We start from the raw sequence: 25627 nt of genomic DNA on the forward strand, positions 1-25627 counted from the left end.
ATCTTGCCTGACGTCCAGGGCTGGGTGGTAACCCGTATGGCCAGGGGCGTCTGACCCGGGGTTTCCGGCGACGGGGGCCGCGGCTCACCCGCAGGGCCGTGGGCTACGTGTAGCCGCCGCGGCGGGGCAGGCCGTGTTCGTCGCGGAGCATCTCCTCCGTGGTGACCGGCACCCGACGCTGCTCGTGGAGGGCGGTGGAGGTCTCGTTGCCGGTGACGGTCGCCGCCTCCTCGTCACCGATGTTCCGGATGTTGATGCCGTGCATGTTGTGCTGCGTGTGGATCAGCTCGTGCCCGTGGACGAGGAAGGCGGGCGAGACCGCCTCGCCCTCCTGCGCGCCCTCGCTGTCCCGCAGGCCGTGCGGCACGGCGACGACGCTGCTGCTGCCCCTGCCGGGGGCGTCGGGGGCGGACGCGAGCCCTTCGAGCGTGTCGACGGCCGCCTCCGCGCCGACCATGCTGTTGCCGCCCATGAACTCGATCTGGTCGGGATGGAAGGGCACCACGCCCACCATGGGCGCGCCGGCGCCCGCGACCCCGGCGGTCAGACCGCCGACCAGGTCGCGCCCGTGCCGCCGGGAGAGCAGCCGGGCGTGGTGGGACAGCATCTGGTCCTCGAAGCCCGGCAGCGGCGCGGGCGTACGGTCCTCGCCGAACGGCCGCGGGGTCGGCGAGGTCCTGATGCCCTGCCCGCCGACCACCCGCGACCAGGTGTGCGACAGCTGCGCCAGGCCCTCGGTGTCCTGGGGACCGATGTCGGCGCCGACGGGACGCAGGCCGAACCGGCGCAGGATGCCCACGTACTGGATATGCCGCTGCTGGATCTCGTCGAGCAGGGCTTTCAGCGCGGTGGTGCGCGGGTTGGTGGTCCGGCCGGACGGGCCGTCGGCGCGGAACTGCCCGTAGACCATGTGCTCGGCGGTGTCGAGCGACATGCCGAGGTCGTCGCAGTGCTTCTGCTGGCTGTCCCTCCCCCGCATCCGGAACGCGAACCCCTGGGCCGTGGCGATCAGGGACCGGGCGGTCCCCAGCATCTCCTGCACCGCGTCGACGACGGGCTGGATCTCCGGGTCGGCCGTCCTGGTCCGCTGCACCGTCGCGACGGGGTCCCGGTGCCGCTGGACCGTCCGGGCCACCGCGTCGTTGCCGGCGGTCCGCTGGAGGTCCCGGACGCCCGCAGGGCTCAGATCCGGCACGGGCGGCCGGACGGCCGCCGCTCCGGACCGCCGCCGCCCCGGCCTGGATTCCTCGACCGCCCCAGGCCGTGTCTGCGCGCGCACGCCACTTCTCCTTCATGTCCGCCAAGGCATAAAAGAGCAATCGTCCACCCCTGACGACTCACGGGGGAAGGATCAAGGGGGCATGACCGGGGGCAGAAAGCAGAGGTCCACGGGGCACGCGTCCGGGTCCGCGTCGAGGTCAGTCGTCCCGTGCCGCGTCCGGCGCGCCGGCTCTGGGCGTCAGGACCACGACCGCCGTCTCGGACGGTCGGCGCAGCGCGTAGGCGTCCAGGTTCTTGTCGAGCTCACTCCACCGGGTCCACAGCCGCGACCGTTCGTCGCCCGTCGCGGCACGGCCGCGGACCGGCCGCCGCCCGTCGCGGAGATCGACCTCGGCGTCCGGGTGCGCCTGCAGGTTGAGCCACCAGGCGGGCTCCGCCTCGCCCCACCCGTTCATCGCGAGCGAGACCAGGTTCGGACCGTCCTCGAAGTACCCGATGATGACGCTGCGCGGCCGGCCCGAGCGGCGTCCGGTGGTGGTCAGCCGCAGGGCGCCCCAGTTGTCGCCACGCGGCCGCCACAACACGGCCCGTGCTCCGAGGATCCGGTACAGGCCACGGTGCACCGACCAGAACAGGCGAATGAACCAGCGCGGCGGAAGCCATGGTGATTTCGTTCGTTGCCCATCCGACATAGCGACCTCCCCCTACCCGACAGGCTCAGGTCACACCCACGACGTTAGCCGCGGCAGGCGGCGGCCGGTAGGGCCTGCCGGTCCGCCGGCGGAGTCGAGTGACGGCCTCTGCGGCGCCTCAGGGCCGGACGCCGCCGGTCTCTGCGGCGCGTTCGGCGCACTCACCACCGGTGGCCGGCCCGACGCGGAGTGCGCGGCCGAACGGGTCACAAGTCCCGCTGTCGGCAACGGTGTCCGCCACGTCTGCCGCCACGGCTACCGCAGATAGTCAGCGGCCTCCGCGCCCAGTACGTTCAGGAGAGCCAGAGCCTCGGCACCCGGGGATCCCGGCGGCGCGCTGTAGAGCACGAGGTGCTGATCTCGGTCCGCGACCGTGAGCGTGTCGCAGTCGACGGTGATCTCCCCGACGACCGGGTGGCGGAAGGTCTTGGTGAGCGTCGGCGCGGACTGCACGTCATGCCGCTCCCAGAGCCGGGCGAAATCGGGACTGCCGTCGCGAAGCTCGCCGACGAGTCCGGTCACCGCGGGATCCGCCGGGTAGCGGGCGAGGGCGGCGCGCAGTTCCATGACCACCCGGTGCCGGAACTCGGTGGCGTCCACGATCCCGTACAGCGTCGTACCGGCGCGTTCCGACCCGAGGAATGCCCGGCGCGCGAGGTTGCGGTCCTGCGGCGCGAGCCCGGCGAAGTCTTCCATGAGCGCGGCCGCGAGGTCGTTCCACGCCAGTACCTCGAACACCGCGGACACGACGAAGGCGGCCGTCTGCGGCAGCCGTCCGAGAAGCGTGAGGACGCTCGGGCGGACGTCGCGCGGGTGCAGCCGGGTACGGGTCGGCGCGGTACCGGCGAGGACGTGAAGGTGGTCGGACTCGGAGTCGGTGAGCCGCAGAGCGTCGGCGATCCCGGCGAGGACCTCGCCCGACGGCCGCGGTGCCCTGCCCTGCTCCAGCCGGATGTAGTACTCCGTGGAGATGTGCGCGAGGACCGCGACCTCCTCACGACGAAGACCGGGTGTCCGGCGTCGCGGCCCGGAGGGCATGCCGACGTCCTCCGGCCGGAGCCGCTCACGACGGCTGCGCAGGAACGCCCCGAGCTGCTGCTTGTCCATGTCCCCAAGTCTGCGCGCACTCTGGTGCCAGATCCTGGTACCGGTTGTGCCTGTATCCGGCCCGGTGGCCGTCCCGACACTGCTGCCATGACAAACACCATGGACAGCGCGCCCATCGGGCTGCTCACCGGCAAGGTCGTGTTCATCACCGGCGCCAGCCGCGGCATCGGGGCGGCGGCGGCCCGGCTCTTCGCCGCCGAGGGCGCCGCCGTCGTGCTCGCCGCCCGCAGCGCCGACGCCCTGGACCACGTCGTCACCGAGATCCGCGCGGGCGGCGGCGTCGCCGACGCGGTCGTCCTCGACCTCGCCGACCGCTCGAGCATTCACGACGCGGTCGGCCGTGTCGCGGAACTGCACGGACGGCTGGACGGCGCCTTCAACAACGGCGCCGCGATCCAGCCGCCCGGCCCTCTCGACACCACGGGCGACGAGGAGATCGAGGAGCAGTTCACCGTGAACTTCCGCTCGCACTGGACCGCCATGACCGCCGAGGCCGCCCTCATGCGGCGCAACGGTGGCGGGGCAATCGTCAACACCTCGAGCATCGGCAGCCGCCGCGCGAACCCCGCCCTCCCCGCGTACGGCGCCATGAAACGGGCTCTCAACAGCATCACCGAAACCGCGGCCGTGACCTGGGGCCGTGAGGGCATCCGAGTGAACGGCATCACCCCCGGCGGCACCGCCACGGAGATGATCGACGCGTGGGAGGCGGTGTCCCCGGGCATCATCGAGCGCAACAACGCGGCGACCCCGCTCGGTCGCATGGCCGAGCCCCGCGAGGTGGCGGAAGCGGCCGCGTGGCTGCTCAGCGACCGTGCCTCCATGGTGACCGGAGCGATCCTGCCGGTCGACGGCGGCGCCGGCGCCTGACCTCACGCCGTACCCTTCCGGGCCGTCGCAACGGCAGGTTCCCCTGTCAGACCTCCACCGAGGCGGACGCGGCGGTCCGTGAAGTGCGGCGTCGGCATCCGGGCCGGTGCCGCCGCGCCGGTCGGTGCGCGAGGATGCACCCGGCTCGGCCTCAGGGCCGGACGCCGCCGGTCTTCATCGCCGCGACGAAGGCCGACCAACCGCCGGCCGAGAAGACCAGCGCGGGACCGTGGGGGGCCTTGGAGTCCCGGACGGGAACGCCGTCCGCCGGGTGGCAGTCGAGTACCTCGACGCAACTTCCGGCTTCTGGGCCGCTGTACGAGGACCTGCGCCAGCCTTCCGACGCGGAACTCTTCAGAATGGTCTGCTCAGTCACGGTGTCCGAGGTCCTCTGCTATCGCCCGCATCATGCCCAACGATTCCTTGAGTGACAGTGCGTCCGTCAGTGCGAGAGCGTAGACGCCTTGAAGACGTGTGACCACGGCCGGGGAGTCGTGCACCTTGCCGACCTGAACGCCCTCCGAATAGGCCACCGGAGGCTGGTCCTCGAACCACATCAAGGTGAGCAGGCTCTGGAGGAGCTGATAGGCGCCTACTCCGTAGGGCATCACGTGCACTCGGACGCGTCCACTCTCCACGAGCCGGATCAGGTGCACGATCTGGTCGGCCATGATCTCCCGGCTGCCCACGACGCGCCGCAGCACGGCTTCGTCGAGCAGGGCCCACACGATGGGGCTGACCGGGTTGTCGAGAATCCTGGCTCGCTCAAGGCGTGCGACAACAAGTCTGTCGCATTCCTCTTCACCCGCAGGTGGGAAGGACGTACTCAGAACCGCACGTGCGTACCTCTCCGTCTGAAGGATGCCCGGGACGAACGACGGCGCGAACTCGTAGATGACCGTGGCCTGCTGTTCGAGCAGCCGGGCCGCCTCGAAGTACTCCGCGACCGCCGCGCCCTCGTCCGGCAGGAAACTGGTCAGCACATCGCCGGTGTCCAGGGCCTTGTCCAGGCGTCGCGCGTCGTCCTTGGACGGGATACGGCGGCCCGCCTCGATGTGCGAGATGTGCGAACGCGTCATGAACGCCTGGTCCGCCAGTTCCTGCTGGGTCAGGCCGGCCGCCTCGCGCTGAGCCTTCAACCAGTCCCCATAGATGTTACCCAACGTCAACTCCTCTGCGACGGAAGCGCTGTCACCTGCCACCCCCTGGCGAGACTAACCGGACCCGTCTCACTCTGTAAGCGATTCACTACACAGAGATGTCATCGGAGTTCGACACCGTGCTGCCCTCCCCCACCACCGGTCCCGTCCACACCCCCGCTCCCGCGCACCACTTCAGAGTCCAGCTCAGCTCCACCCTCCGGGGCGCCCGGCTCGCCCGGCTCCTCGTGGAGCAGCAGCTCGAAGAGTGGGGCCTCCCCCGCACCGTCCCCGTCACGCGTGCCGTCGTCGCCGTCACCGCCGAGCTCAGCGCGAACGCCGTCACCCACGGCCGCACCCCCGGACGGGACTTCGAGGTATGCCTCACCCTCACCGAGGCGCACGTCCGCGTCGAGGCCAGCGACACCCGCCCGGACCGCCTGCCCCCGCTCCCCGACGCCACCACCCCCGCCGTATCGCCGCCGCCCGACACGGCGACGACCGGCCGCGGCCTCCTCCTCGTCGACGCCTTCGCCACCCACTGGGGTTGCGAGCGGCGCAGCACATTCGTCAAGACCGTCTGGGCCGAGGTCTCCCGGTGAGGGAGTGCCTGATCAAGAGCCTGGCTCGCATCCGGAACATTCTGGCGGGGCCTCTTCGGATTCAGTGATCACCCGCTTTCGGAGCGGGTCGCGCTGATCGTCAGTCACGACGGCGACGGCGACGAGGACTGAGGGAGTGGCCATGTCCAAGAAGGCTGCGCAGGGCCGGTGACTTCCCTGTGCAGGGCCTCACCGAGGTCAGTCGTTCGCGCGGGCTTCCTTCCTGCGGGACAGGACGAGGGCCGCGCCGCCGAGGACGACGAAGCCGATGGCCACGCCGGCGATCAGGGGGGTCATGGTCGAGCCGCCGGTGTCGGCGAGGTCGGTGCCGGTGGTGGTGTCCTTGGTGATGCCCGCCGAGACGGGGCTCGGCCCGCTGAGGGTCTGGACCGAGTCGCCGGCCGTGCTGCTCTGCGTCTTGCAGTCGAGGACGCCTGTGAAGCGCTCCGAGGTGCCGTTCGGCCCGCTGATCGTGAAGTCGTAGGACTGGTCTTCCTGGAGCGGGACCGTGACCGTCCGGGTCGTGGCCGCCGGGATGGTGTACGTGACGCCCATCAGCCCGAAGGTGAACGCCTCGTCACCCTGGTTGGCGGCCGCGATGGCCAGGGCGCTGTGCGCGCAGTCCCTGCGCGCCGACAGGGCCGGTACCGCGCCCTTCGCCGCCCATGTGGCGCTCGCGGTCGCGGAGACCGTGGACTCGCTGGAGCCCGCGAGGATCTGCGTCTGGCTGCGGTTCTCGGAGGTGAAGGCGCGGCCCACGGGGACGGTGGTGGACGCCTGCACCGTCACCTCCAGTGAACCGTCGGCGGCGTCTTCCGGCACCTCGAAGTAGATCTTGCCGCCGTTGGCCGCCGAGGTGATCGGCTCGCCGTCCTCGCCGACGATCCGCGCCCCGCTCGTCCCCTCGTTCGCTGCCGGGATGACCGTCACGCTCGCGGCGTCGGTGTGCACGGTCACCGGGCCGAGCAGTCCGCCGGGGTGCCCGGATATCGCGGGCGGGTCGAGCGTCAGCGACGCCTTCGGCTCCGCCAGGTCGCGGGCGTGCTTCTCCAGCCAGTCCGCCAGTTTCTCGGCCTGCGGGTCCGCCGCGTCGACGTCCGCGCCGTCCGAGTAGCGCCAGATCGCCACCTGGGTGCCGGCCGCCGCGTCCTGCTCGCTGAGCCCGCCCGCCCCGGCCTTCTCGGCGAGCGCCGCGAGGTCGTTGACCTGCGGGTAGGAGTTCTCCAGGATCCAGCGGATCCGGCCCGCGTTCTTGTTGGCGCCCAGCGAGGTGCCGCTCCAGGAGGTCTCCTGGTACTTGGCGTCCCGCTGGGTCGGGTTGTCCAGGTCGACGCAGTACGTCTGCAGGGTGCCGCCGCCGTCCACCGACATCTCGAACAGTCCCGCCGACACCTGCTGGTCGCCGCCGGTGCCGTGGATCACCGCGGTGCCGTACGTCTTGAGGCCGCCGATCGTGGCGGTCGCCCCGCCCTGGGTCCGGGGTGTCTCGTCCGTGGCTGCCGCGGCGGTGCCGGCGGCGGCCAGGGCCCCTGCGACGACGAGTCCGGAGACCATGAGGCGCGACAACGCAGCAAGCACAGGATTCCCTTTCGAGCAGGATCCACCGGCACGGGAGGACAAGGCCTCACCAGCAGGATCAGCAGCCCCGAGAACGTACTTCGGCATCCTATGGACACCGGCGCACCGCCTTTCCCAGTCCTGTGATCCGATAACCGATCCGATCCGGAATCGTTATCGCCATGGTCGTCAACGGGCTCCGGCGGAGGCCGGTCGAGCGTGACTTGTCGACAAAACCATGGATTGCGGCGGGCGTTCGGCCTGGTCGGCCCGGTCGACGCCCGATGCGGGCGTTCCGCCGTCCGGTCCGGGGAGGGCGGGACCGTCGTGCGGTCCGCCTCCACGGTTCACAGCGCGGCTGCCGACAAGTCACAGGTCGCTCAGAGGTGTTCCGCCAGTGCCGACGTCACGTCACGTCGCCGCAACTGGAACCGGGGCCGGGACCGGAGCCCGGTGCGGTTCCGGGTCCGAGCGGTTCGGCTGCGCGAGCTTCCCTGGGGTACCGGGCTTCCCTGTGTTCCCCGGGTTCGCGGGCGGGGTCTCCCAGTCGGGTTCCGGTGCCGTACCCGCCGCACCCGCCGTGCCCGGCGCCGTACCCGCCGCCGGGGCGGAGCCGTTCTCGGGGCGGCCGCCGCGTCGGAACGCCGAGGTGCCGCGGGCCAGATCGTGGCCGATGGCCACCGCGTCGATGTCGGCCGACGCCCAGCCCTGCTGTCCCTCCCGCGTCTCCGAGCGCACCTTCAGCCGACCCTGCACGATGACGGGGTCGCCGACCGACAGCGACGCCGCCGCGTTGGCGGCGAGCTGGCGGTTGGCCCACACCGTGAAGAAGTTGGTGTGCCCGTCGGTCCACGTGCTCTTCTCGCGGTCCCAGTAGCGCGCGGTCACCGCGAGCCGGAACCGTGCCGACGGCCCCGCCGCCAGGTCCCGGTACACCGGCCGGGTGGCCACGTTCCCCACCGTGCACACGATCGTCTCGTTCATCCCGGACTCCTCCCCCGCCCCGGCTCCTGTGCCGGGCGGACAGCGGATACGCGTACGGGCCCGTCCCGTACGGCTGTGTCTCGTCCGCCGCACCGGCCGCGTACGTCCTGTTCGCGTACACCGCCGGCGTCGACGCAGGACCAGACTGCCTCCGCCGGGCCGGGCCCGCTGAGCCCTGTGGACGACCGCCCGCCCTGTGGAAAACCCGGTCACCCGTACGAGGGAACCGCACCCGGACGCGGGCGGTCCGCGTCACCGCGCGCCGCCTCCCGCCCCGGCCGTCACCCCGCCCCGCGCCACCTTCCCGTACCGCTCCCGTACCTCCCGGTACCGCAGCAGTTCCGCCGCCACCGGGTCGAGCACCCGGGCCCTGCCGCAGCCGGCTGCCGCCTCCCGCAGCCGACGCTCCGCCTCGTGGCCGTAGCGCCGGGCGGGCCCGCGCGCCGCCATCCGGCAGCCCCACTCGACGAAGGGGCCGCCGACGATCCCGGCCAGCATCAGCAGCACCGGCACGGTCAGGTTCGGTGCCGTCACCCCGGCGATCTGCCCCACCAGCCACAGACCGCCCAGGATCTGAACGAGCGTCATGGCCGCCTGGGTGACGACGGCCGCCGGCCACCAGCCCGGCCGGGGCGGCCGCCCCTCCGGCAGTCCGGCCCGCGTCGCCAGCTCGTCCAGCGCCTCCGGCAGCCCCTGCGACCCGCGTACGGCCGCCTCGCGCACCGCCTGCGCCCAGGGCGCGGGCAGCCCCGCCGACGCGCTCTCGGCCACCGTACGCACCGCCTGCTCGACCCGCTGCCGGGCGGTGGTCTCCTCGTCTGCCTGCGTGCGCAGGGACAGCCGTCCGGTCTGCCGTTCGCCCCCGTCCTGGTACCAGCGCCACAGGCGCAGCCACGGCGTGCCGCACGCGCGGTTGGCGTTGCGCAGCCAGGCCCGCTCGGCCGCCTCGCCCGCCGCACCGGCGCCCACCGCGTGGGCGAGCCGGCGGGCGAACTCCTCGCGCGCCTCCTCGCTGAGCCCGGCACGCCGACCGGTGGTGTAGACGGGTCGCAGCCGGGCGGCGGCGGCGTCCACGTCGGCCGAGACCCGGCGGGCGGCGGCTCCCCGTTCGGCCACGAACCGGCTGAGCGATTCGCGCAGATCGCTGATCCCGTCGCCGGTGAGCGCGGACACCGCGAGCACGGTGGCCCCCGGCTCGCCGTGCTCCCCGAGGGCGATCCCGTCCTCGTCCAGCAGCCGCCGCAGATCGTCGAGGACCTGGTCGGCGGCATCGCCGGGCAGCCGGTCGATCTGGTTGAGGACGACGAACATGACCTCCGCGTGCCCGGCGAGCGGCCGCAGATAGCGCTCGTGCAGGACGGCATCAGCGTACTTCTCCGGATCGACGACCCAGATGACGGCGTCGACCAGCGCCAGGACCCGGTCCACCTGTTCACGGTGGCGCACGGCCGCCGAGTCGTGGTCGGGCAGGTCGATCAGCACCAGCCCGCGCAGCTGTTCCTCGGCCTCCGGGCTCTGCACGGGCCGCCTGCGCATCCGGCTGGGGATGCCGAGCCGTTCGACGAGGGGCTGGGCGCCGTCGCTCCAGGAGCACGCGACGGGTGCGGCGGTGGTGGGCCGCCGTACGCCGGTCTCCGAGATGGCGACCCCGGCGAGGGTGTTGAACAGCTGGGACTTGCCGCTGCCGGTGGCGCCGGCGATGGCGACGACCGTGTGCTGTCCGGAGAGCCTCCGGCGGACGGCAGCCTCGTCGAGCACCCGGCACGCCTCGGCGAGGGTCCTGCTGTCGAGCCGGGTGCGGGAGAGCCCCACGAGTTCGCGCAGCGCGTCGAGGCGGGAACGCAGGAGGCCGTCGTAGACGAGGGGGGCGGCGGGCTTCGGTACGGACAGCGGCCTGAGGTCCGGCCTCATCTCCGGCCTGGCCTCGGGCCTGGACTCGGGCCTGGACTCCGTTCCGAGTCCGGTTCCGGACTCCGCTCCGGATGCTGCACCGACTGCTGCACCGGCCGCGGCTTTCGCTCCGGATCCCGCTCCCCCTCCGGATCCCGCTCCCCCTCCGGATCCCGTTCCGGCCTCGGTGGCGGCGGGTGCCCGCCGCGCGGGGGTGTCCACCGCCCGGCGGGCGATCAGACCGTCGTCCCAGGGGGCGGACGGGACAGCGGGGTCGGGGGCGGGCCTTTCGGCGCCGGAGGAACCGGCGGCGGCCGGGGCGCCGGCATCACCGGTGGTGTGGGGGGTGTCGGCGGTGGCTCTGGTACTCGCCTCGGTGTTGCCGGGGCCGTCAGAGCTGTCGAGGCTACCGGGCCTGTCGGGGCTGTCGGGGCGGTTGTTGCTGGTGTGTCCTGAGTGCTGGGAGTGATCAAAGTTGTCGATGTGATCCATGTGGCTCTCGTCAGCGACGGCGGTCACCGCTCACCTCTCCTTCTGCAGTACGGACAGCGCGGCGATGAGTTCGGCCTGGGGTTCGGCATGTACCTCGAGTGAGTCCAGCGGGGCGAGCCTGCGTTCGCGTTCGGTGTGCAGCACCTGGTCCACGTACCGGGTGAGCAGCCGCCCTCCGCGGTCCCGCAGCCGCAGCGCACCGTGGGCGCCGAGGCGCTCGGCGAGGCTCTCACCGGCGGAACGGGCCCGACGGCCGCCGAGCAGGGCGGTGGCGACGAGGGCGGCGGCCAGTTCGGGGTCGGGCGCGGTGGCGCGGTCGAGGGCGCGCACCTCGTCCTCGGCGTACTCCTCGAGCTCGCGCCGCCAGCGCCGTACGGCCATCCCGATGCGGTGCTCGGCGCCGTCCGGGCCGGGGCCCTCGCCGTGCAGCCCGGGCGCGTCGGAGGCCGGTTCGCGCCGCCAGGCGTCCTCGACGCGTTCCTCGGCGGCGGTGACGGCACACAGCAGGAGGGCGCCGAGGCTCTCGGTGAGGGCGTCGAGGAGTTCGCCGGGGGCGCAGTCGAGCGGGAAGGCGCGCCAGCGTTTGAGGGCGTCGCCGGCGAGGACCGCCCCGGACTGGAGCCGGCCGCGTACCCGGTGGTGCTCGCTGTCGTACGCCGTGTCGACGGCGGAGGTGAGGCGGAGGGCGGCGGCGTACTGGGCGGCGGCGGAGGAGGCCAGTTCGGGCATGCGGGCCTTGAGGGAATCGAGGACACCGCGTGCCGTACGACCGAGGGTGTGCTGCCGGGCTCCGGGGTCCTGGGCACGCTGGACCAGCCAGGTCCGCAGCGGTGCGACGGCGCTCGCGGGCAGCAGTCCGCCGCCCCAGGCGGACTCGGGCAGCTCGGGCACGGTGAAGCGGGGTACGTCGCCGAGGCCGGCCTTGGTGAGGAGGGCGCCGTAATGCCGGGAGACGTCGGAGACCACCTGGTGGGGCACGCGGTCGAGAACGGTGACGAGGGTGGCGTCGTACTCCTTGGCGGTGCGCAGGAGATGCCAGGGGACGGCGTCGGCGTAGCGGGCGGCGGTCGTGACCATGACCCAGATGTCGGCGGCGCAGATCAGCTCGGCGGCGAGGACGCGATTGTCGGCGACGAGGGAATCGACGTCGGGGGCGTCGAGGAGGGCGAGGCCGGGCGGGAGCGTGTCGACGGTCTCGATGCGCAGGACGCGCGCGGGGTCGTCACCGGGCAGCAGCAACTCGTCCACGGAGTCGCGCCGCGGGCCGCCGTGTCCGGTCCACTCCCCGGGCTCCTGATGGGGCATCCATACGCGTGTGAGTCCCGGCAGGACCCGCATCCCGCTGAACCAGTGGTGATCCTCCGGATGGCAGACGAGCACGGGGGTGCGTGTCGTCGGCCGCAGGACGCCCGCCTCGCTGACCTGCCGCCCCACGAGGGAGTTGACGAGGGTCGACTTGCCGGCGCCGGTGGAGCCGCCCACGACGGCAAGCAGGGGTGCTTCGGGCTCTCTCAGACGGGGCACCAGGTAGTCGTCGAGCTGCGCGAGCAGTTCGTCGCGGTTGGCGCGCGCGCGTGGCGCCCCCGCCAGGGGCAGCGGGAAGCGGGCTGCCTCCACGCGGTCACGCAGGGCGGAGAGCGCGTCGAGCAACTGGGGCCGTACGTCCAAGGTCACCACACGTGAAGAATGCCCAATTTTAGGGGAATTCTGAAGCATATGGCCACGTCTGCGCGCCGAGCGGACACAAGGGACAGAAGGGGCGACTGGGGCATGGGCACAGTCCAGGCATAACGAGTGCACAACACCCGGCCCTTGGGGCGCCAAACGTGATGCACGATTCGTACCTGCCTGCGATTATCAGGACCGCTTCACCGAACCTCCACATCGAGCCACGGAGGCGAAGCAACAGGGACGAGGACGCTGGAGCCCTATCCTTGTCCCCGGCGACGTCACGGATCAGCCCCCACCCGGGCAGCACCAAGACCGAGGCCACCACCGGCCCCCGTAGCTCAGTGGATAGAGCAGGCGCCTTCTAAGCGCTTGGCCGCAGGTTCGAGTCCTGCCGGGGGCGCCATACCTGAACAGCAAAAACGCCCCGGAAGGACCAACCCTTCCAGGGCGTTTCGCGTCTCTGACGGCAACGCTGACGGCAACGGCCAGGATCAACCGCCCCGACCGCTCACCGGTGCCGCAGCGCCGGGCACGGGAGAGCCGCGTCAATCGTCGTCCAGCAGTGTCCCCAGCCGGTCCAGCGCGGCACGCTTCTCGGTCATCTCGGCGTGCGCGTAGATGTTCATGGTCACGTCCAGGGCGCTGTGCCCGACGATGTCCCGGACGATGTGGGGCGGGATGCCGAGTCCGAGCAGCAGCGTGACGCAGGTGTGCCGCAGGTCATGGAAACGGACCTCCAGCCCCAGCCGCTCGCGGATCGGGTAGAAGTGCCGGTTCAGGTTCCGCGGTTCGATGGCCGTACCAAGCCTCGTGGTGAAGACCAGCCCCGTTTCCCGCCACCGCTCCCCCGCCGCCGCACGCTCGGCGTTCTGCCCGGCCCGGTGCCGGCGCAACGCGTCGACACAGACCCGGGGCAGCGGCACGGGCCGCTCCGACCGGCGTGTCTTCGGCGCGGTGAGGACCAGGGCCCCGTCAACCCGCTGAAGCGCCGTACGGATCTCGAGTGAACCGCCCTCCAGGTCGAGGTCGGCCCAGTGAAGACCCAGCAGTTCACCGCGCCGCAGTCCGAGGTACAGGGCGAGGACGTACGCGGCGGCCAACCGGTCGTCCCGCACCTCGGCGAGCAGCTTCTTGGCCTCAGCGACCGACAGCCCCCGGCCGACGCGGTACCGCGGCGTCTGGACCTGCACCAGCTTGGCGACGTTGCGCTGGATCATCTCCTCCCGGACGGCGTGTTGCAGCGCGTTGCGGAGCACGGCGTGGAGGTACTGCACCATGCGCGGCGACAGGTGCTTGTCGCAGCACCGCTTGGGGTTCAGCGCGCAGCAGCGACGCTTGGCCGGGGGACGCGCCGCGTCCTGGCCCTGGGCGCAGCACTGGCACGCCTGCCGCGCCCAGTCGAGGAAGAGCCGCACGTCCTTGGCCGACAACCGCGCCAGCTTCTTCTTTCCGAGCCGGGGGACGATGTACGCGTTCACGCACTTGCTGTAGCTGTAGACCGTCGAGGCCCGCACCTTGTGCCGGACGACGTGGTCGAGCCAGTACGCCAAGTACGACCCCAGGCTCTCGACCGTGTCGGCTGCCGGGATGCCCTGGTCGCTCTTGGCCAGCATCTCGGTGAGCTTCTTCCTGGCTTCCTCCCAGGTCTTCCCGTAGACCCGGCGGCGCTTCTGTGTGCCGTCGGGCATCAGCACGTAGCCCGCACCCTCGTACCGGCCGTCCTTGCGGCGGTAGATGGTGCCCTCTCCGTTCGGGTTGCGCTTCGCCGCCATCAGGCCGCCGCCTCCAGTTCGTTACTGATGAAGTCGCGGACGGCCCATGCGGGGATGCGGCGGCACCGGCCGATGGTGATCGAGGGGAGACGGCGGGACCGGATCAGGTCGTAGACCGTGGAGCGGCCGAGGCGAAGCCTTGCCATCACTTCCGGAACGGTCAGCAGCGTGTCGTCGGGCATGTGTCGGCCTCTCCTTCCTGAGGGGTGTTCGGTGCGGTGCCATGGGCGATGAGGTGTTCGGCAGCCGTCCAGCCGGTCCCGGCGAAGCGCCAGTGCGAGAGGACGAGCACGGTGTCCGGGTCGGGCAGCGGGTGTCCCGCTTCGGCCGCGCGTTCGCGGGCCAACGCCTCGTTGTGGTCGGCGCGTTCCTGGCGGAGGGCGCCGAGGGTGACGGAGTAGGCGCGGGACTTGGTGGAGAAGTGGCCGCGGAAGCCCAACATGTGGGACCACCTGCGCAAACGCAGGTCTTCGAGTTCGGGGAGCGCGCCGAGGTGCCAGCAGGTGAGGATCATGCGGCGGGCGTGGTCGGTGACGCCGGAGCCGATCAGGTCGGTGATCGGGTTGCGGATGGGTCGGTCGAGGGTGCCGGCGGTCTCGGCGCCCTTGGTGGCGTACTTGGCGATGTAGGCGGCCACGGCGCGGCTGGAGAGCTCCGAGGTGCCCGCGAAGTCGGCCGAGCGGATCGGGCGGACGTCGAGCTGTGTGCCGAAGCGGAAGGCATACGCGCGCCCATCGAGGACGGGGCCGGGGGCCTCAGCGAGGCGGGCCGCCGAGCGGATCGCGTCGGTGAGGAGTTCGGTGGTGGCCCAGACGGGCGGGGTGTCCTCGGCGCCGTCCAGGCCGTCGAGGCGGATGACGGCGTGGAAGTGGACGGCGCCGCGCCGCTGGTACTCGGCGACCTTGGCATAGGAGACCTTGAGGCAGTCGCGCAGTTCGGAGCGGCCGATGCCCGCGCGAGAGGCGAGCTGTTGGCGCAGGTAGGTGGTGAAGCGGCCCCAGAGGGCCCCGGCGTGCGCGTTCCACAGGACGGCCGCGCGGTAGTCATACCGGTCCGGGTCGAGGGGTGTACCCAGGGCGGGGTCGTCGTCCGGGTGGGTGTGTCCGCAGCGGCACCGGCCCTTGTCGGGGCGGTTGTGGACGGGGCCGAAGGAGGGCGCGGTGAAGGTCGCGAAGACGCGGGGATGCTGGGCTACGGCCGGTCCGATGCCCTTGCCGCCGCTCAGGCCAGCGGTGATGAGGTGGAAGGTGTCCTTGCGGTAGGTCTCGGCGCAGGCGGCGCACCGGGTGGCGCGGCGATTGTTGCAACGGATGAGGAGCTGTCCGGCCGGAAGGTCGGTAGCCGTCACTTCGCGGACGATCTCGCCGGTGGTGGCATGGACGTCGAGGCGGTGGCCCTCCATCCGTACCGGTTGCTCGCAGCCGCCGAGGCGCTGGATCTGGCGGGCGTAGGCGCTGAGGTCGCCGTGCCGGGCGAGGGCGGTCAGGTGGCGGATGGCTCCGAGGGGAGCCGGGGAGTGCATGTGCGGTTTCCTCCTTGCGAGGAGCGGGAGTTGGCGGTGAGGGCCCGGCCCGCCCATCCGACTGTCGAGGGGACTAGACAGCATGGGCAGGGTGAGCCGGGCGAAGCCGTGGAGTCAGCGGCGGCCGAGGAGGACGGAGCGGATGACGACGGCGCACACGGCGACCGAGGCGGCGGTAACGGCGACGGCGAGGAGCATGGAGACCAGGACGGCTCCGACGACCATGACCACGGCGGTCCCGCCGCCGACGAGGGCGAGCGCGGTGCCCGGGGTGAGCTGCACGGCCGGGCGGGACGACGGCACCGGGGTGACAGGGGCCGGCGGTGGAACCGGGACAACCGAGGTGAAGGGGGCAGACTCGACGACGGCGGGCGGGGCGACCGGGCCGGTCGGCTGGGGCATGGTCGGGATCTTGGGCCGGAGCATGGACGGGTCTCCTTCCTGGGTTACTTGACGACGGTGTTGATGACGGGGGCCAGCAGGCTGTCGGCGAGGAGGTAGCCGCCGAGGAGGAGTACGGCGATGAGCCACCAGGGCGGGCGGATGAGCTTGACGCCCAGGACGCCGATGCAGAGCAGGGCGAGCCAGAGGGGAACGTCCATGGCGGTGGTCTCCTGTCAGGCCGGGCAGCGGTGGGTACGGGCGGCGAGTTCGGCGGCGGCGCGGCTGTCGTACTCGGCGGAGAAGTCGCAGCGGGGCGCGGTGCAGGCGGCCAGGTGCCGGTTGCGGCCGCGGTCGAGGTAGGAGGCGACGTTCACGGGGCCGATGCGGCGGACGTTGCGGAAGCGTCGGTGCATGGTGGTGCTCCTCTCACAGGTGGGCGGCGACGGAGGCGGTCATGGACGGGGGCAGGCCGAGCCGGGCGCGTACGGCGTCGGGGTCGGCGGGGCGGCCGGTGGTCGAGCGGTGTTCGTCGGCCAGGGCGCGGACGCGGTCGACGAGGGCGGGCGGCAGGGCCACGGCGGGGGCGGGTGCCGGGGCGGCGGCAATCTCGGGTACGAGTTCGGTGACGAGAGCCGGTGCCGGCAGAGCGTCCGTGTCGGGTGCGTCGGCGTCGGCCGGGTGCGGCTCTGTGCTGGTGTCGGTCGTCGGCGGAACCGGGACGGCCGAGGTGTCCGGGTCGTGGGGTGTGTGGGCGAGGAGCGTGCCGCCGAAGAAGGCGACGGCGGGCCAGCCCGCAACCACAACACGCAGCGAGGCGGGGACGTGGTCGAGGTCGAGTAGTCCGGCGGTGGCGATGTTGGCGCCGAGGGATGCTGCCAGGGCCACCAGGAACCACAGCCGCGGTCCCCCGGCCGCCTGGCCTGCTGTCTGTGTCTGGCGCATCCGGCGCCAGGCGGCGACCAGCAGCAGGTCGACGCTGACGGGGTAGGCCCACGCCTTCCAGCCGCCCTGTCCGGCCGCCGCGGCGAGGTCGTGCAGGTGGGAGAAGGACAGGGCACCCGCGATGACGGCCTGGACGATCACGGCGTCCACGCGGACCAGGTGGGCACGCATCGGTTCGCAGTCCCCTTCCCGGCGGTCAGTTGGCGGGCTTGAGGGCGTCGGCACGCTGGCGGGCGAGGCGGGCCACCTCGGCGGCGTCGGCATCACCGGGCGTGTGGGTGGCGATGCGCTCCAGCAGGTCCGCCTTGCGGTCCATGAGCGCGGCGTACTCGGCGGGGGTGCGGTTGCGGCGGTATGCGGCCAGGTCGGCGACGAGCGCGCTCACCTCGGCGACGGTGGGGCGGGACATGGGGTGTCCTTCCGGTTTCAGGCATGGAGGGGGTAGGGACGTGGCGCGAGACGGTCACACCGGCCGTAGGAAGAGGGGGTGCGGCTACTCGGTCACCGGGCGGGCGGTGGGCACGGCAGCGGCAGGAGTGGACGGCCCGGCCGATTCGACTGCGACGACGGGCCGGAAGGCGTCGAGGCGGGGCAGTTCCGGCACGAGGGCGGCGGTGTCGCGGCAGACGGCCGCCGCTTCGTCGAGGGTGAGGTGGGGCGAGCGGACGCGGGACCAGCCGCCGGAGGAGTCCCCGACGATCGCGACGCCGGGCCGCTGGGCCGGGATGGAAGTGGCGGCCAACGCCGCCTCAGGGGCGATGTCGGCGAGCGCCATGTTCGCCGAGGACTCGTCGTTGACGCGGTGGCAGATACGGCCGGTGAGTTGGGCGCGGAGCATGGTGGCGCCCTTGCCGAGTTCGGAGCCGAAGCGCTGCCCGCACACCTCCAGGTAGATGCCGGCGGCGCGGCCGAGTTGGGCGAGGCGGATGAGTTTGGTGACCATGGCGTCCCGTCGTTTCTCGTCGTCCTTGCCCGCGGCGAGGAAGAGTTCGGCCACTTCGTCGACGACGACCACGACCGGCACCGGCCGCACCGTTTCCGGCAGCCCCCACACGTCGGAGGTGAGGACGGCGCCGGGACCGGTCGCGCCGCTGAGGCCGATGAGGCGGAAGCGGGCTTCCATCTCGTCCAGCAGGACGTCGAGGAGTTCGTTCGCGCGGTCCGGAGTGTCGGCGAGCGCTGACAGCCGGGCGGCGAACGGCGCGAGTTCGACGCCCCATTTGCAGTCGATGCCGACGAGGACGACCGGTTGCCGGGCCAGGCCGCAGAGCAGGTTGCGCAGGTAGACGGACTTGCCGGACTGGGTGGCGCCCAGGATCAGTTCGTGCGGCACGGTGCGGAAGTCCCGTACGTGCCATTGGCCGTCTTCCCGCAGCGCCAGCGGCAGGCAGAGCGGACCGGCCGCCAGCCGCCGCCGGGCGGGCCGCACGTCGGCGAGGACGTCCCAGCCGACCAGCCGCAGTTCGAGTGTCCCCGGTTTGGTGGGGCGGACGTGCACGGCATGGGCGCCCCAGGCGTGGCGCAGCCGGTCGGCCGAGGCGTTGAAGTCCTCCGGTGCCTGCCCGGCCGCCATGCGCAGCCGCATCACGAGCCCGGACCCGGTCGGCAGCGGGAACGACCGGCGTGGCGGTACGGGGGCCGCCTGGCGTCCCATCATCCGGGCGGTGGCCCGGCGGACGGCCGAGGCCGGGACCGTCAGGCCGCAGGCGTCCATCGTCGCCCGGTAGGAGGCGAGCACCCGCAGCGCGACGACCGGATACCCGACCAGCCACCAGAACAGGACCGGCGTACGACGCCGCAGCACCAGCAGCGCGACCCCGACCAGCAGGACGGGCAGCAGCACCCGCAGGATGTCGGTCATGGCGCTCAGCCCTGCACCGCGGCCGGGGCGTTGACCATGACGGCGTCGGCCCGGTAGGCGATGCCGTGCCGGGCGCGCCCGCCGAACTCGCTCTCCCAGGGCCGGGCCACCAGCCCGGGCAGGATGACCGGCGCGCCCATCGTCAGGCCGTCACCGATGCCCTGTTCGGGAACGGTGACCTTGATCATGTCCGAGCCGCCGGCCGCGATGAACACCAGCTCCAGCGTCATGAGCCGCTGGTTGGTCACCGGGTCGACGGCGACCTCTCCGGTCTGCCGGTCCCTCACCTTGACCTCGGGCAGCTTCGTCACGAGGAGCGTCGCGGCCGAAGTGTCCACGGGGATCACACGCATTGTCTGTACCTCACAGGGTCGTCGGCGCCCTCACTGATCGGCGCCGTTCGGTCTGGATACCCCCCTAGACAGCACAAGGAGGGGGCCACCCCAACTGTCTAGGGGGGTTGACGACAAAGGTAGCCGACGACCCATCAACTGTCTAGGGGGGTATACGAACGTGTCCCCGGGATGGCGAGTGAGGGCGCTACGGCAGCAGCCAGTGAAGGACGGTCGCGTCATCGCGGGCCTTGCCGCGCGGCCAGCGCCGACCTTCGGGGTCCCCGGCCTCCGCTTCACGCACGCGGCGGATCAGCCCATCCGGCCCCGACGAGCCGAGGACAGCCAACACCTCTGACCACTCGGCGAGTTCGAAACGGTCGACGAGTCGTGTAGCGCCGTCGCTCAGCAGCGTCACGGACGCCAGCGAGCCCAGCGGCACCGACCCCGTCAGGGCGTGTTCGGCGGCCCGCGGGTCGGGGCCGGAGATCCAGAAGCCGCCCGGCCGGTTGCGGAGCCCGGTCAGGGCGTCCTGATAGTCGGCGAGCGCGGCGGAGTGTTCCGGCGTGCCGGTGGGCAGCGCGTCGACCGGCCCGCGCAGCCGTTTACCGACGTCGTCCAGGCGCCGGTCGGTGACGACGGCCGTACTCCCGTCCCGGTCGGCCAGGAGCAGGGACGAGTCACCGAGGACGAGATATTCCAGAGCTTCCCCAGTAGCTCGGGCGGCGAGGACCGTGCTGGTCGGACTGGACCGGTAGGACAGGTCGCAACTTTCCTCGTGCAGGGACCGGACGAGGCCCATCGCGTCGGCCAGGCAGTCCGTGAGCGGCCGGGCGGAATGCGCCGTGATGCTTGCCAGCAGCAGGCTGCCCAAGCTCGCGGAGAACCAGGCGACGCCATGTGTGCATCCGGTCTCGGCCCCGCCGACGCCCGCCCCGTCGAGGAGCACGGCCGCACCGGGTGCGACGGCGGCGAAGTCCTCGTTCGGCCTACCGAAGGTGGCAGGCAGTGTGGCGAGGGCGATCCTCACGCTGTCGCGTCCTCGTCGTGCCGGTAGAGGGGGCAGAGCAGTTCGGCGGACTGCGGTTCGCTGGTCTCCGGGTCGTACTCGACCCCCACCAGGGTGGAGAAGCGGTGGTCACCGACCTGTCCCCAGAGGGTGTTGAGGTCGGAGGCGAGGAGCTGCACGACGCCGAGGGAGCCTTGCGTGTGAATGCCGGCGATGGCGAGCAAGGAGCCCTTGCCGTCCGGGCGTGAGAGCCTGCCGAGGTATCCGACGTCGTAGGTACGCGCCGGATCGCTGTCCTGTCCCGATCGGTGGACGGTGCCGGTCCGGCGGTCCGCCACCGTCCAGGGCCCGTCTTCCGCGCGTTCCCAGTGCAGTACCGGGTCTTGCGCGTAGGTGTCCCACATCTCCTGAGACATCCGCGGGCCGCAGACGACGACCAGGCCGTCCCGGTTGAGGTCGATCTCACCGCTGACCGGCACGTGTTCCGAGGTGACGTCGAGCCCGTACGAGCGCGCCAGGTCCTCCAGGCGCTTGCCGGAACTGACGTCGTCCACGGCGACGACCGTCCGCCCGCGTTCGTCGTCACGCCGCAGCGGGGTCGCCACGGTGACGGCACCTCGGCCGAGAAAGGCGCCTTCCGGTGCCGGGCCGGTGTGCCGGATCTGGTGAATGCGCCCGCGGCTCAGGCCGGCCTTTGCCGCGATCTGCGCGTACGACAGCCCTTGCGCGTGCAGGTCCTGCACCACGCGTCGGCGGAGGCGGGCCAGCTCGGTCACCTCTTGCTGCGCGTCGGCCAACCGGGTCGTGACCTCGCGCAGGAGCAGGTACGGATCACCGATCGCCATGATCCGTTGCAGCTCGTCCGACATGACCTCACCTCCTAGCAGTAACCAGGAGTCTAGGGCCCTAGACGGAATGGGCGGGAGACGGCGGCCGGTACGAACGCTGATTACGTAGAACCGGCTCAGCCGCCGGGGTATACCCCGAGGGCTCACCCGCCACCGCCCACGAGGCGTACGCCGGGCACGACCGCGCGCAGGGGGATCACGCGTTCTCCCGCACCAGGTCGGCCCAGACGGAACGGCCGCCGGGCAGATTCTTCACGCCCCAGTCCTTCGCACAGGCCGCGATGAGCAGCAGCCCGCGGCCGCTCTCCTCCTGACCGGTCACGTCGCACAGGTGAGGAACACGCGCGCCGCCCTGGTCAACCACCTCGATGCGCACCAGCTCGTTGCGGAAGCGGACGACCACGAGGAACCAGCCGTCGGCCGAACCGCTCAGCGAGTGCCGCACGGCATTGGTCGCCAGCTCGCTCACGACCAGGACGGCGTCTTCCACCGGGCCCCGCTCGGAGAGCAGGGCGGAGACGAAGTGACGGGCATGGGCCACCTCTTCGGAGAGGCCGGGAAAGGCCCGGCACCAGTCGGACGACATGGGGAACTCCTATCGATGTCTAGGGGGCTAGACAGACAGCGGCAGACTATTCCCAGGCGACAGCAACAGGCCAGGCATCATGAGGAATTATTCCTCTAATGGGTGACGGTGTCTCCCAGGTCGCGGAACTCCTTCATCACCCGCAACAGCAGTTCCCGCACCTCACCACCGAAGACCGCAGCCCGCTCGAAGCGCTCGAACGTCTCCTCGTAGGCGGCCAGTTCAGCGGCATCGACCGACACCCGCTCACCGTTGAACGTCTCCACCACGACGGCCCGCCGGTCGCACAAGGTGAACCCGTGCCGCGGCAGCACCGGCACCGGCCGACGCCAGGGGATGACCCCGAGCCGCACCGTGCTCAGACTCTCCACGGCCAGCAGCCGGTCGAGCTGGGCGAGCATCAGTTCCGGGGTTCCCGGCCAGGTCCGCAACACGGCTTCCGTCAGCACGAACACCGACTCCCGCCCCGGCTCATACAGCACACTCTGCCGCTCCACACGGCCAGCGACAGCACGACCGACCACCTCAGGCGTCGAGTTCGGCTCACTGGCAAAGACGTGCCGGGCATACTCCGCACTCTGCAGCATGGCCGGCAGAACCACACACTGGAACGACCGCACCAGCCGAGCAGACCGAACCTCTTCATCAACGGCCGTAGCGAACGCAGTTCCGCTGCCTGCCGGCTGGTCAGAATCCACGGCAGTCAGTACAGCGGCCAGGAGGTCACGCACCTCACGAACGGTCGGCTCGCCGAGCCCGAGGGCACGCGTAAGCCGGTCGAGTACCTCAGCACTCGGAACCATGCGCCCGGTCTCCACCTTGGACACCGTCGGCTGCCCCACTCCAGCCCGCTGCGCCAGCACGGCACCCGTCAGGCCGGCCTCTGTACGAAGCACGCGAAGGCGCCCACCAAGCACCCCCATCCGCTCCCGCCGCTCACTCCCCATGCCCAGGGTTCTACAGCAGCACGACCATGATTCAAATTTTCTCTACTGGTTCAAGGCGGCTCGCTCCGCTCACCGCGCGCGGCCCGGCCCCCGGCCGGGCCTGCGCTCCTGCCTCCGTCCCGCTCCAGCCCGGCCAGCGCCCGTGCCACGCGCACAGCAATCAGCCGCCTGATCTGAGAGGAAGAGTACGTCGCGGCTGGGGCGGTCGGCTCTGTGATTCCAGCCAACCCCTTTGGCATAAACCTTGGAGACCACGGCCCCAACCTCGTACTTTACCGGCAGGTCCACCGACTACCCAGTGCGCCGCAAGTTTACGGGGCCACAATCACTCACAACAAAGCAACTCAAGGAAAAAAATCGCTCTATCGACCTCACGCGTTAGCAGCCACACCTCCGCCCTGACTCGGAACTCCTGCTGCGACATGCGAGGCCTGCTGTGCGAGCTTCTTATAGCCAGTTTCGGTGATACTCCTCCAACAGAGGTAGAACCCGGTAGCACATAGCCCGCCGAGCACGATCACCGCAATAAAAAGACTTAGCCGATCCTGCACCGGGAAGCGCCAAATAAGCAACGAAGCGGCAAAGGTCAGCAACAGGCAGTCTAGAAGCCATCCTCGACAAATCCGCATACGCGACCGCGCATAGTCTGACATTGCCACCAAGTGGGGAAACTCGAGAATAGCCTTGCGGGCTTCATCATAAGACGAGTTGGTCGAAAAGTAACGCCGCCGCAGCCGTCGTCTCGGGGATGTGAGCAAATGGTCCGCAGCGCGATCAAAAATAATTCCTAAAGCGTATGCAGCGGACAGCCCCACGGCTGAAGCGGGCGCAGAAGAAAGAACCGTAGCAATTCTTCGCATGTTGGCATAACCAGCAACAGCAGCTACACAGCCGAAAACCCCGGCGAGCGCACCAACGCCAATTACGAGGACTTCGACGAACATGGCTGTAGCTGCGACAACACCTGATGCTTCAGGCTTATTAAGCTGACTCACAAAGACACTCCCCAGGCATCCGCCATGTCATTGAGCATCGACTCCGGAAGTTCATCGACCCAACGGCCCTGCAGGAGCATTTTCGAGCTAGACAGGCGTTCAAAAATTATTAAACTCTCCGGCTGGCTTGCGAGAATGTAACGCCCGTGACGCAAGAAGTGGTCGCTTTCGGGGCCATAGTCCCTATAAGCCCGTTTCAGGTCTTCTCTCCGCTCTTCAATAAATTTCGCGAGCCGTTCCGGGTAAGCGGCGGGATCAGGGATAGCTTTCACCAGTACATCGACTACCTCTTCGGAGAGGTCTCGTCGAGGCCTGTGCTCTGTAAACATGTGGAAGAGATGTTCGGCCTCATCTAAGAGGCGGTTACTCTGGGCAACATCGGGGTAGTGCGCCATGGCTTCGACCCCCCGTCGGACCTCAAGATCGTATAGCTCGATCAGAGCAATCAAACGGTACAGCGAGCGTCTGACATTGGATGGTACGGCTGACGCCTCAGCCTTGTACATGAGCTTGTGCGACATCCTGGCCCACAAGTCCACGGCCTCGGTCCGAATCTGGATCTCACACTCGTATGGCTTGCCATCGTCGCTCACCTGGTCGCCTGACGCGATCACCTGAACGTGCAGGCGCGGGTACTGAAGACGATCTTCCGCGCCAGCGATGAGGCGGTTGTCCTCCGGTTCGCCAACTACGTTGAGTGACTCTCGCACCAAGTCGAGCATGGGATCTAGCAGGCCCTCATGCTGCACCACCACCCGCACACCAGCTTTGTCCGTAACCTGCGCCCAGGGATCAGCGTATTTTTTGTGCTGCACCTTGGTTACGAAGCTTCCTATGTCTTTAGCCCGACACGAAACCTCGCAGTTGATCTTTTTTCGTGCAGCTCGTCGCCGCAGGTGAGCCGCTGTCAGTTTAGCTGCAATTTCGATCCGCGGACGTTCGCGACGGTACCGAGCAAAGACTTCGTCGTTCATGTTGTCTCGCCCAGAGCACGTGCGTCCCCATCGGTAACGCCCTGGCCGGCAGTTTCATCGGTGCTCGTTCGCCGCGACCGACGCCGTCCCCCTGGGGGTGCATACGCGGTTGCAGTCGTCACGGCACCGGTGACAGTAACGCTGGTGATGCCATCACCTTGGTCCTCGAGGACAATGACGTCATTATCGCCCATCGCGTCACCCACTGGAGCTACAATAAATGCGCCACTAGCAAAACCAACGCGCATATTCCTCATGCGGCCTTCAAGGTGTTCCGTGTCTTTATCAAAAGTGCGACAAGGAACCTCGGAAGCTTGCAAATGCTCAATAAATGCGTCCCTATGCACAATGTCCAGATGCTGTTGCGCAAATGTGACCGGATTGAGAAAGCGCGTAGGGCTTTGCAGTTCGGCCAATGCGGCTATGACGTAGTTAATACGGATGTCGGGATCCGTGACATAAGAGTTAATCCACTCGATTGCAGCGTCATGGAAGCGTCGAGTTACTTCGCGCGGCTCATTTTTCTGCTGGCAGCCCAAAAATCGCTCAAGGAAGAAGACCGCCATTTTTCCGGCCAACTGACGGTCTGCCGCCCAACCTTCAATCCTGTCTTCGCTGATTCCATTCTCAGAGAAGAGCGCCACCTTATGGATCTTCGATCTTTCCGTAAGCAGGAGATCTGCGAGATACTTCACGTCGAAGGTGCGCAATCCGTTAACGATTGTTTCAGTCGCCTGCATCCCAGTTTCTTGCTCAAGCTTGACAATTAGTAGAGCTTTTTGATCACTTAATCGAGCATCTGCCACGAAAAGCAATCCGGCAGAGTTTACGCCCGACTGACTGCTCCGTAGAAGGTGAACCAGGTCTATGGAAACGTCGACAAGGTTAGTCTCTCCGGTCAAAAAGGCGTAGACGTAGTCGGGAAGCGATGATTTCGAGTCTGGATTCTCGACTATCTCTCTCCCGCTAAGGGCAAGAACCCCTCTCAGACGCGCTTGAAGCGCGGTACGCACGTCGTGGTTCAAGTTGCATGGAGCTTGACTCAGGGGAATCGATTCGTTGGGATCAGTCCGTCTACGCTGCGGCACAACGTGCACGATCACCTGGTCAATGACGAGGTCGCCGAAGTCTTTCCGCAACGCTTCCCACCCGCAGTTCGTTCTTCAGCCTACTGGCTGGCAGTCGACATTCCCCGGCGCGCCGTGTCGCTGCGACACAGGCTCATAGGCG

Annotated in this window: 28 protein-coding genes and 1 tRNA gene; 3 read left to right on the forward strand and 26 right to left on the reverse strand. The window is 69.8% G+C overall.

Going from position 1 to position 25627, the window contains the following annotated elements:
• Window positions 1-103 precede the first annotated feature (103 nt).
• From ABZ862_RS11285 to ABZ862_RS11295, 3 genes are all read right to left on the reverse strand, one after another.
• Window positions 104-1279, reverse strand: coding sequence for a M91 family zinc metallopeptidase (locus tag ABZ862_RS11285; RefSeq protein WP_360955782.1), 1176 nt, complete (start codon window positions 1277-1279; stop codon window positions 104-106).
• Window positions 1280-1418: 139 nt separating this feature from the next.
• Window positions 1419-1805: a nitroreductase family deazaflavin-dependent oxidoreductase gene (locus tag ABZ862_RS11290; RefSeq protein WP_360955784.1), complete on the reverse strand. Its 387-nt coding sequence runs from the start codon at window positions 1803-1805 to the stop codon at window positions 1419-1421.
• A gap of 363 nt (window positions 1806-2168) precedes the next feature.
• Window positions 2169-3020 (reverse strand): helix-turn-helix transcriptional regulator, encoded by an 852-nt coding sequence (locus tag ABZ862_RS11295; RefSeq protein WP_360955786.1) that lies wholly within the window; start codon window positions 3018-3020, stop codon window positions 2169-2171.
• 87 nt (window positions 3021-3107) lie between these two features.
• Here ABZ862_RS11295 and ABZ862_RS11300 point away from each other — a divergent pair, with 87 nt between their 5' ends.
• Complete coding sequence (locus ABZ862_RS11300) at window positions 3108-3890, forward strand: SDR family oxidoreductase (RefSeq protein ID WP_360955788.1); 783 nt, start codon at window positions 3108-3110, stop codon at window positions 3888-3890.
• Between the two features lie 151 nt (window positions 3891-4041).
• On the opposite strand, the gene ABZ862_RS11305 is transcribed toward ABZ862_RS11300, so the two are convergent.
• On the reverse strand, window positions 4042-4266 hold the full coding sequence (locus ABZ862_RS11305; protein ID WP_360955790.1) for a DUF397 domain-containing protein: 225 nt from the start codon (window positions 4264-4266) through the stop codon (window positions 4042-4044).
• On the reverse strand, window positions 4259-5053 hold the full coding sequence (locus tag ABZ862_RS11310; protein WP_360955792.1) for a helix-turn-helix transcriptional regulator: 795 nt from the start codon (window positions 5051-5053) through the stop codon (window positions 4259-4261). The genes ABZ862_RS11305 and ABZ862_RS11310 overlap by 8 nt, the downstream gene beginning before the upstream one ends.
• A gap of 95 nt (window positions 5054-5148) precedes the next feature.
• Here ABZ862_RS11310 and ABZ862_RS11315 point away from each other — a divergent pair, with 95 nt between their 5' ends.
• The gene (locus tag ABZ862_RS11315; RefSeq protein WP_360955794.1) at window positions 5149-5631 is read left to right on the forward strand and encodes an ATP-binding protein; all 483 of its coding nucleotides are present in this window, start codon (window positions 5149-5151) and stop codon (window positions 5629-5631) included.
• A 198-nt stretch (window positions 5632-5829) separates the two neighbouring features.
• Here the strand turns inward: ABZ862_RS11315 and ABZ862_RS11320 are convergent, their stop codons facing one another.
• The 4 genes from ABZ862_RS11320 to ABZ862_RS11335 form a co-directional block, all read right to left on the reverse strand.
• Entirely contained in the window at window positions 5830-7185 is a 1356-nt protein-coding gene (locus tag ABZ862_RS11320; protein ID WP_360956089.1) for a Cys-Gln thioester bond-forming surface protein, read from the reverse strand.
• A 414-nt stretch (window positions 7186-7599) separates the two neighbouring features.
• Window positions 7600-8172, reverse strand: a complete 573-nt coding sequence (locus ABZ862_RS11325; RefSeq protein ID WP_360955796.1) for a single-stranded DNA-binding protein — start codon at window positions 8170-8172, stop codon at window positions 7600-7602.
• Window positions 8173-8424: 252 nt separating this feature from the next.
• On the reverse strand, window positions 8425-10581 hold the full coding sequence (locus tag ABZ862_RS11330) for a YfjP family GTPase (RefSeq protein ID WP_360955798.1): 2157 nt from the start codon (window positions 10579-10581) through the stop codon (window positions 8425-8427).
• Between the two features lie 3 nt (window positions 10582-10584).
• The gene (locus ABZ862_RS11335) at window positions 10585-12231 is read right to left on the reverse strand and encodes a dynamin family protein (protein ID WP_360955800.1); all 1647 of its coding nucleotides are present in this window, start codon (window positions 12229-12231) and stop codon (window positions 10585-10587) included.
• Window positions 12232-12552: 321 nt separating this feature from the next.
• Between ABZ862_RS11335 and ABZ862_RS11340 the strand changes: the two genes are divergently transcribed.
• A tRNA-Arg gene (locus ABZ862_RS11340) sits at window positions 12553-12628 on the forward strand.
• Window positions 12629-12770: 142 nt separating this feature from the next.
• Here ABZ862_RS11340 and ABZ862_RS11345 read toward each other — a convergent pair.
• The 17 genes from ABZ862_RS11345 to ABZ862_RS11425 all read right to left on the reverse strand — a co-directional run bounded on the left by ABZ862_RS11345 (window position 12771) and on the right by ABZ862_RS11425 (window position 25500).
• Complete coding sequence (locus tag ABZ862_RS11345) at window positions 12771-13997, reverse strand: site-specific integrase (RefSeq protein WP_360955802.1); 1227 nt, start codon at window positions 13995-13997, stop codon at window positions 12771-12773.
• Window positions 13997-14179 (reverse strand): helix-turn-helix domain-containing protein, encoded by a 183-nt coding sequence (locus tag ABZ862_RS11350; protein ID WP_360955804.1) that lies wholly within the window; start codon window positions 14177-14179, stop codon window positions 13997-13999. Before ABZ862_RS11350 ends, ABZ862_RS11345 begins: the two co-directional genes overlap by 1 nt.
• Window positions 14158-15519, reverse strand: coding sequence for a replication initiator (locus tag ABZ862_RS11355; RefSeq protein ID WP_360955806.1), 1362 nt, complete (start codon window positions 15517-15519; stop codon window positions 14158-14160). Before ABZ862_RS11355 ends, ABZ862_RS11350 begins: the two co-directional genes overlap by 22 nt.
• 114 nt (window positions 15520-15633) lie before the next feature.
• Window positions 15634-15945, reverse strand: coding sequence for a SpdD-like protein (locus ABZ862_RS11360; protein ID WP_360955808.1), 312 nt, complete (start codon window positions 15943-15945; stop codon window positions 15634-15636).
• A gap of 20 nt (window positions 15946-15965) precedes the next feature.
• Window positions 15966-16121, reverse strand: coding sequence for a hypothetical protein (locus ABZ862_RS11365; RefSeq protein ID WP_360955810.1), 156 nt, complete (start codon window positions 16119-16121; stop codon window positions 15966-15968).
• A gap of 15 nt (window positions 16122-16136) precedes the next feature.
• On the reverse strand, window positions 16137-16316 hold the full coding sequence (locus tag ABZ862_RS11370; RefSeq protein ID WP_360955812.1) for a mobile element transfer protein: 180 nt from the start codon (window positions 16314-16316) through the stop codon (window positions 16137-16139).
• 13 nt (window positions 16317-16329) lie between these two features.
• Complete coding sequence (locus ABZ862_RS11375) at window positions 16330-17016, reverse strand: DUF2637 domain-containing protein (protein WP_360955814.1); 687 nt, start codon at window positions 17014-17016, stop codon at window positions 16330-16332.
• Between the two features lie 25 nt (window positions 17017-17041).
• Window positions 17042-17254 carry a hypothetical protein gene (locus ABZ862_RS11380; protein WP_360955816.1) on the reverse strand — a complete coding sequence of 71 codons (213 nt, stop codon included), beginning with the start codon at window positions 17252-17254 and terminating at the stop codon, window positions 17042-17044.
• 84 nt (window positions 17255-17338) lie between these two features.
• Entirely contained in the window at window positions 17339-18706 is a 1368-nt protein-coding gene (locus tag ABZ862_RS11385) for an FtsK/SpoIIIE domain-containing protein (protein WP_360955818.1), read from the reverse strand.
• 5 nt (window positions 18707-18711) lie between these two features.
• Window positions 18712-19059, reverse strand: coding sequence for a hypothetical protein (locus ABZ862_RS11390; RefSeq protein ID WP_360955820.1), 348 nt, complete (start codon window positions 19057-19059; stop codon window positions 18712-18714).
• A gap of 187 nt (window positions 19060-19246) precedes the next feature.
• Window positions 19247-20068 carry a protein phosphatase 2C domain-containing protein gene (locus tag ABZ862_RS11395; protein ID WP_360955822.1) on the reverse strand — a complete coding sequence of 274 codons (822 nt, stop codon included), beginning with the start codon at window positions 20066-20068 and terminating at the stop codon, window positions 19247-19249.
• Window positions 20065-20916, reverse strand: a complete 852-nt coding sequence (locus ABZ862_RS11400) for a sigma-70 family RNA polymerase sigma factor (protein ID WP_360955824.1) — start codon at window positions 20914-20916, stop codon at window positions 20065-20067. Before ABZ862_RS11400 ends, ABZ862_RS11395 begins: the two co-directional genes overlap by 4 nt.
• A gap of 175 nt (window positions 20917-21091) precedes the next feature.
• The gene (locus tag ABZ862_RS11405) at window positions 21092-21481 is read right to left on the reverse strand and encodes an ATP-binding protein (protein ID WP_360955826.1); all 390 of its coding nucleotides are present in this window, start codon (window positions 21479-21481) and stop codon (window positions 21092-21094) included.
• A gap of 95 nt (window positions 21482-21576) precedes the next feature.
• Window positions 21577-22428: a helix-turn-helix transcriptional regulator gene (locus ABZ862_RS11410; RefSeq protein WP_360955828.1), complete on the reverse strand. Its 852-nt coding sequence runs from the start codon at window positions 22426-22428 to the stop codon at window positions 21577-21579.
• 371 nt (window positions 22429-22799) lie between these two features.
• The gene (locus tag ABZ862_RS11415; RefSeq protein WP_360955830.1) at window positions 22800-23423 is read right to left on the reverse strand and encodes a hypothetical protein; all 624 of its coding nucleotides are present in this window, start codon (window positions 23421-23423) and stop codon (window positions 22800-22802) included.
• Window positions 23420-24397: a RelA/SpoT domain-containing protein gene (locus ABZ862_RS11420; RefSeq protein WP_360955832.1), complete on the reverse strand. Its 978-nt coding sequence runs from the start codon at window positions 24395-24397 to the stop codon at window positions 23420-23422. The genes ABZ862_RS11415 and ABZ862_RS11420 overlap by 4 nt, the downstream gene beginning before the upstream one ends.
• Entirely contained in the window at window positions 24394-25500 is a 1107-nt protein-coding gene (locus tag ABZ862_RS11425) for a nucleoid-associated protein (RefSeq protein WP_360956091.1), read from the reverse strand. The genes ABZ862_RS11420 and ABZ862_RS11425 overlap by 4 nt, the downstream gene beginning before the upstream one ends.
• Between the last annotated feature and the right edge of the window lie 127 nt (window positions 25501-25627).

Source organism: Streptomyces sp. NPDC047000, from assembly GCF_040644295.1.
Lineage (GTDB): Bacteria > Actinomycetota > Actinomycetes > Streptomycetales > Streptomycetaceae > Streptomyces.

Coding starts and splice junctions, on each gene's coding strand:
- ABZ862_RS11405 (WP_360955826.1), bottom strand. CDS start 21,481: ATGTCGTCCGACTGGTGCCGGGCCTTTCCCGGCCTCTCCGAAGAGGTG.
- ABZ862_RS11390 (WP_360955820.1), bottom strand. CDS start 19,059: ATGCGTGTGATCCCCGTGGACACTTCGGCCGCGACGCTCCTCGTGACG.
- ABZ862_RS11295 (WP_360955786.1), bottom strand. CDS start 3,020: ATGGACAAGCAGCAGCTCGGGGCGTTCCTGCGCAGCCGTCGTGAGCGG.
- ABZ862_RS11320 (WP_360956089.1), bottom strand. CDS start 7,185: ATGGTCTCCGGACTCGTCGTCGCAGGGGCCCTGGCCGCCGCCGGCACC.
- ABZ862_RS11350 (WP_360955804.1), bottom strand. CDS start 14,179: ATGCCCGACGACACGCTGCTGACCGTTCCGGAAGTGATGGCAAGGCTT.
- ABZ862_RS11400 (WP_360955824.1), bottom strand. CDS start 20,916: ATGTCGGACGAGCTGCAACGGATCATGGCGATCGGTGATCCGTACCTG.
- ABZ862_RS11345 (WP_360955802.1), bottom strand. CDS start 13,997: ATGGCGGCGAAGCGCAACCCGAACGGAGAGGGCACCATCTACCGCCGC.
- ABZ862_RS11365 (WP_360955810.1), bottom strand. CDS start 16,121: ATGGACGTTCCCCTCTGGCTCGCCCTGCTCTGCATCGGCGTCCTGGGC.
- ABZ862_RS11370 (WP_360955812.1), bottom strand. CDS start 16,316: ATGCACCGACGCTTCCGCAACGTCCGCCGCATCGGCCCCGTGAACGTC.
- ABZ862_RS11300 (WP_360955788.1), top strand. CDS start 3,108: ATGACAAACACCATGGACAGCGCGCCCATCGGGCTGCTCACCGGCAAG.
- ABZ862_RS11375 (WP_360955814.1), bottom strand. CDS start 17,016: ATGCGTGCCCACCTGGTCCGCGTGGACGCCGTGATCGTCCAGGCCGTC.
- ABZ862_RS11380 (WP_360955816.1), bottom strand. CDS start 17,254: ATGTCCCGCCCCACCGTCGCCGAGGTGAGCGCGCTCGTCGCCGACCTG.
- ABZ862_RS11410 (WP_360955828.1), bottom strand. CDS start 22,428: ATGGGGAGTGAGCGGCGGGAGCGGATGGGGGTGCTTGGTGGGCGCCTT.
- ABZ862_RS11360 (WP_360955808.1), bottom strand. CDS start 15,945: ATGCTCCGGCCCAAGATCCCGACCATGCCCCAGCCGACCGGCCCGGTC.
- ABZ862_RS11325 (WP_360955796.1), bottom strand. CDS start 8,172: ATGAACGAGACGATCGTGTGCACGGTGGGGAACGTGGCCACCCGGCCG.
- ABZ862_RS11420 (WP_360955832.1), bottom strand. CDS start 24,397: ATGAACGACGAAGTCTTTGCTCGGTACCGTCGCGAACGTCCGCGGATC.
- ABZ862_RS11385 (WP_360955818.1), bottom strand. CDS start 18,706: ATGACCGACATCCTGCGGGTGCTGCTGCCCGTCCTGCTGGTCGGGGTC.
- ABZ862_RS11355 (WP_360955806.1), bottom strand. CDS start 15,519: ATGCACTCCCCGGCTCCCCTCGGAGCCATCCGCCACCTGACCGCCCTC.
- ABZ862_RS11315 (WP_360955794.1), top strand. CDS start 5,149: ATGTCATCGGAGTTCGACACCGTGCTGCCCTCCCCCACCACCGGTCCC.